This is a genomic window from Nocardia sp. bgisy118, assembly GCF_057708605.1.
Map to the genome: position 1 here is coordinate 15,093 of NZ_JBYISM010000029.1, position 12,700 is coordinate 27,792.

11 protein-coding genes, 1 tRNA gene and 1 pseudogene are annotated in these 12,700 nt (G+C 66.1%); 5 read left to right on the forward strand and 8 right to left on the reverse strand.

Translation table 11 applies throughout. The features are described 5' to 3' along the window. Window positions 1–2: 2 nt before the first annotated feature. Together AC3EO7_RS29135 and AC3EO7_RS29140 are read right to left on the reverse strand one after the other, a co-directional pair. A complete protein-coding gene (locus tag AC3EO7_RS29135; protein ID WP_435592985.1) occupies window positions 3–1,043 on the reverse strand; it encodes an MMPL family transporter in 1,041 nt (346 codons plus the stop codon). Then, a complete protein-coding gene (locus AC3EO7_RS29140; protein WP_435592986.1) occupies window positions 925–1,200 on the reverse strand; it encodes an MMPL family transporter in 276 nt (91 codons plus the stop codon). Before AC3EO7_RS29140 ends, AC3EO7_RS29135 begins: the two co-directional genes overlap by 119 nt. A gap of 323 nt (window positions 1,201–1,523) precedes the next feature. Between AC3EO7_RS29140 and AC3EO7_RS29145 the strand changes: the two genes are divergently transcribed. Then, entirely contained in the window at window positions 1,524–2,228 is a 705-nt protein-coding gene (locus AC3EO7_RS29145; RefSeq protein WP_435592987.1) for a transporter, read from the forward strand. A 275-nt stretch (window positions 2,229–2,503) separates the two neighbouring features. On the opposite strand, the gene AC3EO7_RS29150 is transcribed toward AC3EO7_RS29145, so the two are convergent. Beyond that, window positions 2,504–2,839: a hypothetical protein gene (locus tag AC3EO7_RS29150; protein WP_435592988.1), complete on the reverse strand. Its 336-nt coding sequence runs from the start codon at window positions 2,837–2,839 to the stop codon at window positions 2,504–2,506. Between the two features lie 11 nt (window positions 2,840–2,850). Then, window positions 2,851–3,558 (reverse strand): hypothetical protein, encoded by a 708-nt coding sequence (locus AC3EO7_RS29155; RefSeq protein ID WP_435592989.1) that lies wholly within the window; start codon window positions 3,556–3,558, stop codon window positions 2,851–2,853. A gap of 292 nt (window positions 3,559–3,850) precedes the next feature. Between AC3EO7_RS29155 and AC3EO7_RS29160 the strand changes: the two genes are divergently transcribed. The 3 genes from AC3EO7_RS29160 (at window position 3,851) to AC3EO7_RS29170 (ending at window position 6,819) form a co-directional block, all read left to right on the forward strand. Further along, window positions 3,851–4,024 carry a hypothetical protein gene (locus AC3EO7_RS29160; RefSeq protein WP_435592990.1) on the forward strand — a complete coding sequence of 58 codons (174 nt, stop codon included), beginning with the start codon at window positions 3,851–3,853 and terminating at the stop codon, window positions 4,022–4,024. Between the two features lie 609 nt (window positions 4,025–4,633). Then, entirely contained in the window at window positions 4,634–5,560 is a 927-nt protein-coding gene (locus AC3EO7_RS29165) for a hypothetical protein (protein ID WP_435592991.1), read from the forward strand. A gap of 473 nt (window positions 5,561–6,033) precedes the next feature. Next, window positions 6,034–6,819, forward strand: coding sequence for a hypothetical protein (locus tag AC3EO7_RS29170; protein ID WP_435592992.1), 786 nt, complete (start codon window positions 6,034–6,036; stop codon window positions 6,817–6,819). 322 nt (window positions 6,820–7,141) lie between these two features. Here the strand turns inward: AC3EO7_RS29170 and AC3EO7_RS29175 are convergent. After that, window positions 7,142–7,214: transfer RNA gene (locus AC3EO7_RS29175), tRNA-Ala, on the reverse strand. Between the two features lie 122 nt (window positions 7,215–7,336). Between AC3EO7_RS29175 and AC3EO7_RS29180 the strand changes: the two genes are divergently transcribed. Continuing rightward, window positions 7,337–8,809, forward strand: coding sequence for a DUF222 domain-containing protein (locus AC3EO7_RS29180; protein ID WP_435592993.1), 1,473 nt, complete (start codon window positions 7,337–7,339; stop codon window positions 8,807–8,809). A gap of 36 nt (window positions 8,810–8,845) precedes the next feature. On the opposite strand, the gene AC3EO7_RS29185 is transcribed toward AC3EO7_RS29180, so the two are convergent. From AC3EO7_RS29185 to pgm, 3 genes and pseudogenes are all read right to left on the reverse strand, one after another. Next, window positions 8,846–9,583: a DsbA family protein gene (locus AC3EO7_RS29185; RefSeq protein WP_435592994.1), complete on the reverse strand. Its 738-nt coding sequence runs from the start codon at window positions 9,581–9,583 to the stop codon at window positions 8,846–8,848. Between the two features lie 107 nt (window positions 9,584–9,690). Then, window positions 9,691–11,014, reverse strand: a pseudogene (locus tag AC3EO7_RS29190) (MFS transporter). Window positions 11,015–11,024: 10 nt separating this feature from the next. After that, on the reverse strand, window positions 11,025–12,668 hold the full coding sequence (pgm, locus tag AC3EO7_RS29195; protein WP_431971137.1) for a phosphoglucomutase (alpha-D-glucose-1,6-bisphosphate-dependent): 1,644 nt from the start codon (window positions 12,666–12,668) through the stop codon (window positions 11,025–11,027). Window positions 12,669–12,700: the final 32 nt, after the last annotated feature.

Genomic DNA, 12,700 nt, shown 5'->3' on the forward strand with positions numbered 1-12,700 from the left:
CATCACCGCCGCGGCGGTGATGACGCGGGCGCTGCCGCGTATCCGATGCGCACTGCCTCCAGCGCCGTGTTCTTGCCGCTGACGTAGGCCTCCCGCACTCGGGAGATCAGGAAGACCTGATAGTCCATCGCCAGGCCGAACAGCACACCGAGGAGCAGGATGGGCAGGAAGGCCAGGATCGGGGCGGGATGGTGCACGTTCAGCATCGAGCCGAGCCAGCCCCATTGATAGACCGCGGTTGTCGCGCCGAGCGCGGTCGCCAGCGACAGCAGAAATCCCAGTGCCGCGGTCAGCGGAACCAGCACCGACCGGAACGCCAGCATCAGCAGAGCCAGCGCCAACCCGACCACCACGAGCAAGAAGGGCACCAACGCATCGGAGAGCTTGCGGGCCACGTCGATACCGATCACGGTCTCACCTGTCAGGTGCAGGGCGGCTCCCTGCTCGGTGTGTAGGGCCCTCGCGGTTTCCCGGATGGCGCGCACCAGCTCAGCGGTGTGTTCGGAAGCGGGTGCGGTCGTGGGGACTACGACGAATTGCGCCGTGTCGCCGGTGCGGTTGACCTCCGGCGGCGGGACCATCTCGACCCCGGGCAATGCGGTGATCTGCTGCACTGCGGCCTCGGCTTGGACGTGGATCCGACCCGTTTCCCCCTCGACGACGGCCACGAACGGCCCGTTCAGCCCAGGGGTATAGGCCGTGGCGAGCAAGTCGTAGGACATGCGTGACACCGTTCCCGTGGGGTCCTGACCCGCATTCGGCAACCCGAGCCGCAAGTCGGCAACCGGCAGCGCGAGCACCACCAGCGCGGCGATTCCGGCAACGAGGGTGGCGATCGGATGTGCGGTGACCATCCGGCCCCAACGGTTGGGCCGCTGCGCGCCCTCGATCGCGCGCAGGCCGCGCCCGCGGGGGATCAGCCGGTCACCGGCGAATCCGAGCAGCGCCGGCAACAGGGTGATCGCCAGCGCCACCACGACGCTGACGCAGGCCGCCGCTGCCAGGCCCATGCCGGTCAGGAACAGAATTCGGGCGATCGACAATCCACACAGGGGCGATGAGCACTGTCGCACCGGCGAAGACGACGGCGCTGCCAGCGGTACCGATCGAGCGAGCCGCCGACTCGCGCACCGCGATGCCGTCGGCGAGCTGCTGACGGTGGCGGGAAACCCCCACCGGTAGGCACTGCGCTGCGGGCACCCCTGTCTTGCCGACATTCGCGTGTGCTGAATCTGGTTATCCTCGGCGGCGGTGAGCGCGTCGTGTTGTGCTTCGAAAGTTGCCGGGTCGCAGGTGAAGGCTCCACAGTTCGGTCCACAGGGGTGTCGATCAGCACCTACTCGACATCGCTGCTGCCGACCTGCTGGTCGCCGCTCATACGTCAATTCGATGCCTGGGATTCGTGGTGCAGTGTGTTGCAGCCGTCGCGACATGTGGTTGCACGTCGGCGTAGCTGGAGTCCCTGCAAGCCCGCCACTGTGGAAGCCGCACGAGATCACGGTCACACTCAAGGAGGCGCGACGATGCGCGAGGTACTCTTCGCGGCGGCGGACATCTGGATGCTCGCCATCGGACTCATCTGCGGCGTGAAATTCATTCGGGGACATCACAACTATTTGATCGGCCTCGAATGGATCATCATGGGCATGTCGGGGATCAATTTCCTGATCTACGGGTTGACGATGGCCGGTCCCGATTCCCCGATGTTCCACATCGCCTTCTTCCTGGACGCGTTCTCGCGCTCGATCGGGTTCACCCTGATCCTGGTCCTCGGATTGCTCGTCGTCACCCACGGGTACAAGCCCTCAGCCCGGGTCGAGGTGAGCGCCTTCGCCCTCGCCGCCGTTCTCGGGTTCTTCCTCTCGGAATACGCCCAGGAGATCGGCACCCCCGGCAAGGTGTTCTTCCTGGTCACCGCGCTCGCGACCTCCGGCTTCCTGTGCTACTTCGCGTGGAGGCTCTGGCAGATCGGTGAGCGCGCCCACGCCGGGGCGGTGGCCGCCGCTACCGCTTTGAACGTGGCCGTGGCCTCGATCTACGACTTCTGGCGGATCCCCGGCGACGACATAAACCACACGCTCTTCTACACCCTCGCGCTGTTCACCTGGGGACTGGCGATGCTCGTCGTCTACCGGTCCTACACCGCGTTCGCTGCCCACAACAAGCGGGTCGGCGCAGGCATCGATCCCTTCGCCGCCTCACCTGTCCGAGGAGCTGAAGTCGCATGAGCGCCACTGCCTGGGCGGCGGTGAACCACCCAGACCTTGAGCGCATCAAGCCGCTCTGACACACCCGCAGGTCGGACACGCCGATCGGAGTGACGTCGAAAGGGGCTGCTGCACGAGTAGGTGACATCGATCTGGCTTGCCGAGAGGCGGGCCTGGAAAGAGGTTCAGCGTGCCGCGGGTCGACAATTGTCGGCATCTATCGACACAGAGCAGACTGGACCGCCCGCCTTCAGCCCGATGGTTGCGCACAGCTTGCTGTACCCGCGCGCGAAAGGTCAGAACCTCAGGTCTGCTGTCACTTGCTCGCGAATCAGCGGTGTGACTGCCGACTTCAGAGCCTCTCCAATTTCAGTGGGGTTTCCGAGCAGGTCCTCAACTACGACGCGGCCAGCCGACGCGGCCAGGTCTGCGAGTTGGATGGAGGGGTGCTCGCGTGAGTCGCCCGTCCAGAACTCTGCCACCCGAACGCGCGGAACATGGCTCGCTAAATCCGGGTGTACGTTCCACAACAAAGGAAAAAACTCTTGGACGAAATCTGCGGTGAAGAGCTTTTGCTCATCGTGTAGGAATCGCACCGGGCCGTGGTCGGCGTAACTGTGGTAGAGCGTCATTGGCAGCATGGTTACGAGCGGGTCCAAGCCGGGGAAAAGCGCTGAGCCGTGGACAGCACGAGATCGTCGGCGTATGTGCGAGTCTGGAGCAGCAGGTCCAACAACGGTTCAACCGAACTCCGTCGGCAACGCCACCGTGCACGACCGAGCCGATTGAAGAACGAATCAACGCTTTCCTTTTCACCTCCACCGCGCTGGGTCGCCCTGGCCAGGCTGACGAAAGCCGCCATCAAGGGCTCCCACAACTCGCCGAGGCCACGGGGTCCGTCCTGAAAGAATGTAACCGCAAGGTTCCGCGCCGTGCCGTTGGAATACAGGTCGATGCCGCGATCGTGGGTCAGTTCCTCAACCAGCAAGTCAATCATCTTGGAGACGACAAGATAGCGCTTCTCAGCAACGGTAATGACGACGCAGTCGGCGAGTGCCCCGCCCGGAGCCAGTGCGCTGGCGAGCGCTTCGCGCCCGCGCTTGGTTTTGAACTGCGAAAACTTCGCTTCGGGAGACTGGGTCGCGCCTGCCTGTTGGCGCAAGTCGGTGAGTAGATCGCCTGCGGTCTTGTCGTCAATGCGGACAGAGGCATGCGCAAACACGCCACCCTGTGGATCAACGAGGTTTTCCCCCGAGGAGCCGGACTCGTCAGCAGCGACCCAGATCGGACCGGTGTCATCGACCGTCGCAGCACCCGCCCACAACGGCCATGCCGGATCCACCACCTTCATACCTCTGCCTCCACCGCCGTATGCTAGTCGTGAGTGTCGCCCGATCGAAACATACTTCACTACAACGCAATTCAGCTGCGACGGAACGAGAAATTTGGAGCCTCCGCGCCTGTCACACTCGAATGAGCACGCGCTCCGGGTCATACAGTGCCCGATGCCATCTCACCACCGAGCAGTCCGCCGCGACAATCGATCTCAAACCGTGCAGACCACGCTCCACGATGGCAGCACGCACGGCAGAGTCATCGGCTACCGTGTAGGGCGCACCACACTGCGCGCAAACTCCAGTGAGATGATCACCTCCGCCCGACGAGCCCGGCCTCGCCCTGATCGCGGCCGCGAGTTCCCCAGCAACATGCGACCGATCCAGCAGTTGCTCGACCAACCTCCACGCACTGTCGGTCGTGACGAGGACGAGCTGGCGAAACGTGTCACCGGGCTCGACCGGGAACACACCCGCGACTGACATCACATCGACAGCGCAGGACCTACATGGTGCATGTATGCCGTAGGCGCGCACCCACGTTCGTGCCGCTGTGTTTCTTGGCGGTCGTTCGATCCGGACCGTGGGGGGCGGTTGGTCAGTGTGGAAACTTCGCCCGGAACGGCGAGCCATATCCTCACACCGACCGCACAACACGATCCACTCACCAGGACTCCCAGCCAACAGGCCGCGCTCATCTGCCACCATGACCGAACACATGGCGCACCCCTTACCCCAGCGCGCACGCCGACCAGTTCCCGACATCACCACCCCCGACCGACCTGAACTTAATTCCGATGTCAATCTGCCCTTCGGCGTCGAACGCGCGGGCCCACCTCGCACGGCAAGCAACGTGCGGACCCTCCAGCGCATCCTTCACCTAGGGATACTCGCATTCCCCTGACACGAAAGCCATCCGCCGAAACGGCACAGGTGATCGCGCATGGCATGAGAACGTTCAGCGAGCTCAGAATAGTAGCGATGTATCTGCCTGCGATCCAGCGTAGAGCGATCCCCTATCGCCCGATGCACAGATCAGTGCACCTGAGCGCCAGGGCAACAGCGCAGTAGGTGGCCGTGGACAACGGATGCATGCTGACCGAGCCGTGGCCACCCGAGTACAACCCGGCACTTCCCCCACGGTGGCACCACAGCACGTCTCCGCGACCGCTTGTCGTGTACCTCGATCAATGGTGTTTCAACCATCTGTCTCGTGATCGAGCGGGTGCAAAGCTTGACAAGCCCAGTGAAGAAGGCTGTTTCGACTACTTCCGCATGCTCGCTCTCGACGGCAAGGTGTTCTTCGTTCTGTCCCAGATGCACTATCGGGAGAACTGGCCGCGCACCAACACAGATGGCCGCTGGGATACTGCCGTCACCATGGCGGAGTTGACCGGTTTCAACACCATCACGACAGCAGGACTTCGACATTGGGACGCACTCGTCGCAATCGCCGACTACACCGACATGGGTATCCCTATCCCGACCCCGAAGGTATTCGGTTGGGGCCACTCCCACTGCATCTCCGGCAAAGAACGCACAGCCTCGATCATCGACCGACAAACTGGCCGACGCGCTACGTGGGACCACCTGCCTGAATCGAACCGGACCCAACTCACCGAACTCGAACACCACCTGTCCGCACGAATCGAGCTCGCGCTCCTCGCACGACGCGACCCCCGGATGGAGCCTCAACTCCTTCCTTTCGCCGCCTTGCCCGACGACGGCAAAGGAGCTCTCCTCATCCAAGAGGAACACTCCATCCGGAGCGCGATAGACCAAGTCCACCGCAACGCGTCCAACGTACGCACAATCGTCGAAGGACGATGCTTCCTCGCCGATGCTACGCAGCAAGCTATCACCGAAGCATGCCAGCAACTCGAGCTCGGCCCGGACGCTATCGTCGACAGGATCGCGGCCCAACCGACCGCAACACCCGCAGAAACGCACTCTCGGCGTTTATCAAAGCCATGCCGATCCAGGGCCGCTACTCCGAGCTGCGAGTGCAAGCCCACCTAAAGACAGCGACGGACGTGACTACTTCGCAATCTCGTCGATATCACCATTCGTCGACTACCTCGTCACCGACAAATCGATGAGCTTGCTGGCCGAAGCGGCCGACCTCGACCAACGCGGCGGCGCGACCATCCTCCGAGATCTCGATGATCTCCGGCAGCGACTACAGCAAGACCTCCAGCAACGCTCGTAGCGTGTGACCTACCTCGGCAGCACCACGCGATACTCCCACCAGCAGAGTTGCGCGGGTATCGACCGGTCCCAACGATGAGACCACATGATGGTCCCTCTATGACGAGACCATATAGCCGTACAGGGCTGGATCATCCCCCTAAAGGAAATATTCGGCTTCGATCATTAGCTGCCCGGGTCGATGGCTGTACGCATTCGGGGACCGCGCACCCGTAGACACTTAGGCTGCTCGTGCCCGGCGCGGGTTCCGACTGTGTCGGTCCTCGGTCGTAGGCTCACTGGTCATGTCGAGCAAACGCGCAGGTCGTGCTAGAAAAAAGCAGCCGCGACGATTTCGCCCGCCATTGGGGCTCACATACAACGAGTTCGTAGGCGAACTCGGTCCCGCCACGGGCGAGTTCATCGATGAGTTGCACGTACGGTACGGCGAGCGTGACGGGCTCTACCTCGACTGGGCGATCACGGTGGTAATGCGCCGCGGTGGGCTCGGCGAGTACATGGCATCGGGCGCGGCGTCGTTGGAAAGACGCAGGATACGACGATACGACGTGTCCGAGGCTGGTATCCGCCGCCACACCTACGATCCGATCGGAACACCCACTGTGGATGTTCTGCGCACATTGTCCGCAGGTGATGAAGAGATCGTCGACCAGGCGTACGACGAGATCCTGACCGAGATCAGTCATGTCTGGAACGCGAGATACCCCGACCCGGATCCGCACACCACGGCAACCTTCGGTTTCGCCTCAGCCAACCGCCGCCCAGAGTTCCGCAACCGGTGGCCCGAACTCATGAACACCCTCGTGGCCGTCGATCCCGATGTCGCGGAAGAAGTATGGGTCGAACGCGGCAACGCCTACTTCGGCAATCGGAAGCGCTCGGCAGCGGTCCTGATGCCGTCACGTCAAGAGTTCAAGTTCATCTTCACCGACACTCCGATTAACCAGCAGGCCGAACACCAGAACGACAGCACCGATCGAGTCGGCGTTCACGCTCTCCAGGCGACGATGGGAATGCTCGCCGATCTGGTCAATCGCAGCCCAGAGTGGACGGACGAGCAGCCCTCCTAGATCAGGAACCAAGCCGCACGCCTTCTCAGCTGATTTGACGCCGACGGCCCGCCAAATCCATCGGCGCGCTGCCCACTACAGCGGATATTCAGCCTGGATAACCAAAAGACCACCAGAAACCCGCAGGTCGTCCCCGTTCCCATGTTCGATGTGCCCCGCCGGGGGCACGAACCTGCGACGACGGTAACCACAGCAGGTACACGACCGCCCCCGTCGCACCGGCCAAACAGAATCCAGAACCCAAAACGGGGGGTAAGCGCGGGGTCAGACACAAAAAACAGGTCAGGCCCGGTCTGAGACCGGGCCTGACCTGCTATTTCTGTGGAGCTAAGGGGACTCGAACCCCTGACCCCCACACTGCCAGTGTGGTGCGCTACCAGCTGCGCCATAGCCCCTTGGTGGGTCACACTCGGTTTCCCTCGTGCCTGATGAAAGTTACACCACCGGCACGTCAGCAACCAAATCGCCTGGGCAAAGGGGTGGCGGGCGGGCGAACTCAACCCGTAGAATCGAACACATGTTCGAACACAATCAGCTCTCTGCGGTGGAGTTCGGGACCATGAGTGATGAGGGGTTGATCGAGGCGCTCAGGGCGGCGCACGGGGCTGCGGCCGCGGCGCAGGCGGCGGAGGTGTTCGCGGTGCGCGAGCTGTATCGGCGACACCGGGCCGCGAGCGCGGAACCCGGGCCGGGCGGGGTGCGGGCCGGGGAGTTCGCGGCGGCCGAGGCGGCGGTGGCGCTGTACGTGGACGAGGGAACGGCGGGGGCGCTGATCGATATAGGGCTCGTGCTGGAGGAGGCGCTGCCGCGGACCAGGGTGGCGTTCGCGGCGGGGCGGATCGACCTGGCGAAGGTGCGGGTAATCGTCGACAGCACGCGGGCGCTGACGAAAGAGGTCGTCGACGCGCTGGAGCCGCGCCTGCTGGAGGCGGCGGCGCGCACGAATCCCGCGCGTTTGCGGCAGGCGGCGCGGCGGTGGGCGATTCGGCTGGATCCCGCCGGTGCGCAGCGGCGCCGTGAGCGGCGGCAGGACGACCGTGACGTGCGAATTCGCGCCGTACAAGACAGCATGGCGGTGTTCGACGGACTCCTGCCCGCACCCGGCGCACAGACAGTAGCGATGCGGTTGCGGGAGATGAGCTTGCAGGTGTGCGCCGCGGATCCGAGGACGATGCCGCAGCGGCGGGCCGATGCGCTGGTCGCGCTCGCGGACGGGTCGGGACGGCTGCACTGCCAATGCGGCCGTGGCGAACGGTGTCCGAAGCCCGGTGCGCCCGCGCAGCCGCCGCGACGACCGCTGATCCAGATCGGGATCGCCGCGGAGACGCTGCTGGACATGCGGGAGGCGCCCGCGTTCCTGGCAGGCTACGGGCCGATCGACGTGGCGCTTGCCCGGTTGCTGGCCGAGCACGCGCGGTTCCAGGCGGTTCCCGAACATTCGGACGCCGATGCGGGCGCGACGGAAGAAGCGGCGCGGCAACGCGTCGGTCGCGAGATACGGGCGATGGACGGGATGTGCCGGTTTCCCGGGTGCACGATCCCGGCCGCGGAAGCCGAGCTGGAGCGCAGTGGCAGTGGACTCGCCGTGCTCTGTTCGCGGCATCGCCGACTGAAATCGTTGGCGGACAAGAGGAAACAGGGATGGCGGGTGTGGCGCGCCGATCGCGATCGGATGCAGTGGACCGCGCCGAACGGTGACGTGTACACCACCCTCCGAGAGGGTGCGCGGTACCTGTTCCCGCATACCGATATCGCACTGCCTGCAATAGAAGCCGCTGGCGTCCAAGCCTTTTCGAGCGCGCCGGGAACGGCCACGGTAGCCGACCGCCCGGGAAGCGTCCCGGAAGAGCCGAGCCCGTTCACCGCCGATCGCCCGACCGGCGAGGACCTGCTCTACCCGCTCGACGGGCACATACCGCTGCACCGCCAGCTCAGCCGCATCGCGCCAGAGGACGACATCCCGGACGACGTCACGGCACACCAGGTCTGAGCCACGCGCGCCCGGCTCGGAGGGGGAGCCGGGCGGTCAGCGGGTCAGCTCGACCACCCACTCCTCGTTGTTCACGTCGATCTTGTTCTGCCCGTCGAACACCGACGGCGTCGCGGCGCGGCCGTCCAACCGCGCGTTCAGGTCGTCCATGGCCGCCTTCGCGTGCGCCTCGGCGCTCCCGACCTTCGCTCCGGTCGCCACGCACTGCACGACCTGGTCGGGCGCCCCCGCCTCCCGCGCCAGTGCGGACAGCTGCTCGTTGCTCAGGTCGTCGCCGCCTTCCTTCGGCTGCTTCGACACGAACAGCAGCTCATGGAACTTCGAGTACACCGGACCGTTGCCCGCCTCGGCGACGCATTCGGTGGCCGCGACCGCGCGCGTCGAGTAGTCCTTGCTGCTCGACTTCGGGTCGAGGAAGTTCACGTAGTGGTACCGCACCGTGAGCTTGCCCTCGTCCAGCTGCTGGGCCAGTTCTTGGCCGTAGACGCGCTCGAGTGCGCCACAGGCCGGGCACAGCGGGTCCTCGTAGACGTCGATCGTCGTGGGCACACCCGGCTTGCCGAGGACGACGATGCCATCGGGTTGCAGCACCGCGTGCACTCCGGGGTCGCGCACGGGACCGTAGCCGTCGTTGCGCACGTCCGGTTCGTCCCGGCTCCAGCGGAACGCCAGGAACACGATCAGCACGATCAGAGCGAGCGCGACGCCGCCGAGGGCGTAACTGGTCGCGCTGGACATCGGGCGCGGGGTGTAGTTCGAACGCGATTGACTCACGTCAACACTCTGCCGCAACCCCCGCGACCGATGTGCGCCGGGCGGGGCGAGTCGCGCACATCGGCGCTGCTCGCGCCATAGCTCAGAACAACGACTGCGCGTCCCGGCTAGCGACGGGAACCGGTGGGCGAGACGTGCCGTTCGTCGTGGGTCAGGTCGCGCGGTTCCTCGCACTCGTCGGCGACGCGATGGGCGAGTTGATACTCCGCGTCGTCGCACGGCACGGCGGTGACCTGCTCGGCGGTGTGCCGTTGCAGCGGCTCCGGGACGACCGCCCACGCGGCGGCCGCGATGGCCAGCAGCGTGCCGGTCACGGCGAGGGCCAGTCCGTAGGAGGTGTGCTGGGCGAGCGCGCCGACGGCGATCGGGCCGACGACGGTGCCGAGGTCGGCGGCCATCTGGAACCCCGCGAGCACCGGGCCGCCGCGCGCCTTGGGCCCGATGATGTCGGCGAGCGCGGCCTGCTGAGTCGGCGTCAGCATTCCCGAGCCGAGCCCGGCGACGACGGAGGTCGCCAGGAGCCAGCCGAGGTCGGGGGCGTAGCCGAGCCCCGCGGTGCCGAGCGCGCACACCAGCGAGCCGATGACGAGGAACGGCTTGCGCCCCCACCGGTCCGACAACCGGCCGGAGAGGAACAGCACCGCGACATTGCCCGCGGCGAACGCGGTGAGCGCGACGCCCGCCATGCCGGTGGGCTGCCGCAGCACCTCCACAACGAGCAGCGGCACGAGCGCCATGCGGACACCGAATATCGCGGCGCCGTTGGCGAAGTTGGACCACAGCACCGCTCGGTAGGCGGGGGCGGGCCAGCGCCTGACGGAAGGTCATGACGCGCAATTCGCCGCTGACCTCGGGCGCGGCCAGATGCGAATCGCGCAGGCTCAGGTAGACCGCGACGCTCACCGCGAGCAGCGCCGCGGCGTAGATGAGGAACGGCGCGCGCAACCCGAGCCCGGCCAGGGCGCCGCCCACCAGCGGCCCGCTCACCGAGCCGATCAGGAAGCTCGTCGACCACAGGCCCGACACCCGCCCGCGCTGTTCGGGCGGCGAGATGCGGATCACCAGCGCCAGCGACGACACGGTGAACATCGTCGAGCCGATGCCGCCCACCGAGCGCAAAACCAGGAGTTGCCAATAACTCTGGGCCAGCGCGCTCGCTCCGGTGGACACCGCGACGATCACCAGGCCGGACAGGTACACCCAGCGCTCCCCCAGCCGCTGCACCAGCCGACCACTGACCGGCGCGAACAACAGCCGCATCAACGCGAACGCGCTGACGATCGCGGACGCGGCCGCCACTCCGACGCCGAAGCTGCGCGCGAACTGCGGCAGCACCGGAGCCACCAACCCGAATCCGATGGCGATGACGAACGCGGCTCCGATCAGCACCCAGATCTCACTGGGCAGGCCTCCGGCTCTCGTGCTCGCCAGCGCCCTGGCTCTACAGCTCACCCGTCAGCGCCTTGCCCACCATCTCCTCCGCGGCCGCCTGCACCTGGGCCAGGTGCTCACTGCCGTGGAACGACTCCGCGTAGATCTTGTACTTGTCCTCGGTGCCGGACGGACGCGCCGCGAACCAGGCGTTCTCCGTGGTGACTTTGAGCCCGCCCAGCGGCGCGCCGTTGCCTCTCGCGCGGGTGAGCACGGCGGTAATCGGCTCGCCCGCGATCTCCTTGGTGGTGATCACATCCGGTGTCAACCTCGCCAGCCGTGCTTTCTGTTCCGGGGTGGCCGCGGCGTCGATGCGGGCGTAGGCGGGGCTGCCGTAGCGGCGCTCGAGCTCGACGTAGCGCGCGGACGGCGTCTGGCCGGTGCACGCGGCGATCTCGGCGGCGAGCAGCGCGAGCAGGATGCCGTCCTTGTCGGTGGTCCACACCGTGCCGTCCATCCGCAGGAACGAGGCGCCCGCGCTCTCCTCGCCGCCGAAAGCGAGGCTGCCGCTGAACAATCCGGGCACGAACCACTTGAACCCGACCGGCACCTCGTGCACGTCGCGGCCGAGTACGCCGACCACCCGGTCGATCATGGACGAGGTGACCACCGTCTTGCCGATCTTGGTGAGCGCGTCCCAGCCGATACGGTTCGCCACCAGGTATTCGATCGCGACGGCGAGGAAGTGGTTGGGGTTCATCAGCCCGCCGTCGGGGGTGACGATGCCGTGCCGGTCGGCGTCGGCGTCGTTGCCGGTGGAGATGTCGTAGTCGTCCTTGATCGCCACCAGCGCCGCCATGGCGTAGCGCGAGGACGGGTCCATCCGGATCTTGCCGTCGCTGTCCAGCGTCATGAATCGCCAGGTCGGGTCGACGAACGGGTTGACGACCTCGAGTTCCAGGTCGTAGCGCTGGCCGATCTCCTCCCAGTAGTCGACGCTTGCGCCGCCCATCGGGTCGGCGCCGAGGCGGATGCCCGCGCCGCGAATCGCGTCCAGGTTTAACACGTTCGGCAGGTCGGCGATGTAGTGGTCGAGGTAGTCGTAGCGCTGGACGCTGGTGGCCAGCGCGTGCTGCAGGGTGGTGCGCTTGACCTCGGACAGCCCGGTGCGCAACAGCTCGTTCGCCCGCGCGGCGATGGCGTCGGTAGCGACGGTGTCGGCTGGGCCGCCGTGCGGCGGGTTGTATTTGAAGCCGCCGTCGCGCGGGGGATTGTGCGAGGGCGTGACCACGATGCCGTCGGCCTGGTGCTTGGTGCCGTTGGTGTTGTGCCGCAACACCGCGTGGCTCAGCGCCGGGGTCGGGGTGTAGCGGTCGCGGGCGTCGATCACCGCGGTGACGTCGTTGGCGGCGAGCACCTCCAGTGCGGTGGTCCACGCGGGCTCGGACAGCGCGTGCGTGTCCCTGGCCAGATACACCGGACCCGTGATGCCCCTGGTGGCGCGGTATTCGACGATCGCCTGGGTGATCGCGAGGATGTGCGCCTCGTTGAACGCGCAGTCCAGGCTGGACCCGCGATGTCCCGAGGTGCCGAACTCCACCTGCTGGGCCGGATCCGACGGGTCGGGGATGTGGCTGTAGTAGGCGGTCACCAGATGGGCGATGTCCTCCAGGTCGGTCGCCCGCGCGGGTCGCCCGGCTCGATCATGGGCCATGCTCGGGTCTCCCTTCCAGGTCGGCTGCGCCC

Excerpts from the sequence above, each read along its gene's own strand:
- AC3EO7_RS29150 (WP_435592988.1), bottom strand. The coding sequence starts at position 2,839 with ATGACGCTCTACCACAGTTACGCCGACCACGGCCCGGTGCGATTCCTA.
- AC3EO7_RS29170 (WP_435592992.1), top strand. The coding sequence starts at position 6,034 with ATGTCGAGCAAACGCGCAGGTCGTGCTAGAAAAAAGCAGCCGCGACGA.
- AC3EO7_RS29180 (WP_435592993.1), top strand. The coding sequence starts at position 7,337 with ATGTTCGAACACAATCAGCTCTCTGCGGTGGAGTTCGGGACCATGAGT.
- AC3EO7_RS29165 (WP_435592991.1), top strand. The coding sequence starts at position 4,634 with ATGCTGACCGAGCCGTGGCCACCCGAGTACAACCCGGCACTTCCCCCA.
- pgm (WP_431971137.1), bottom strand. The coding sequence starts at position 12,668 with ATGGCCCATGATCGAGCCGGGCGACCCGCGCGGGCGACCGACCTGGAG.
- AC3EO7_RS29145 (WP_435592987.1), top strand. The coding sequence starts at position 1,524 with ATGCGCGAGGTACTCTTCGCGGCGGCGGACATCTGGATGCTCGCCATC.
- AC3EO7_RS29160 (WP_435592990.1), top strand. The coding sequence starts at position 3,851 with ATGATCACCTCCGCCCGACGAGCCCGGCCTCGCCCTGATCGCGGCCGC.
- AC3EO7_RS29155 (WP_435592989.1), bottom strand. The coding sequence starts at position 3,558 with ATGAAGGTGGTGGATCCGGCATGGCCGTTGTGGGCGGGTGCTGCGACG.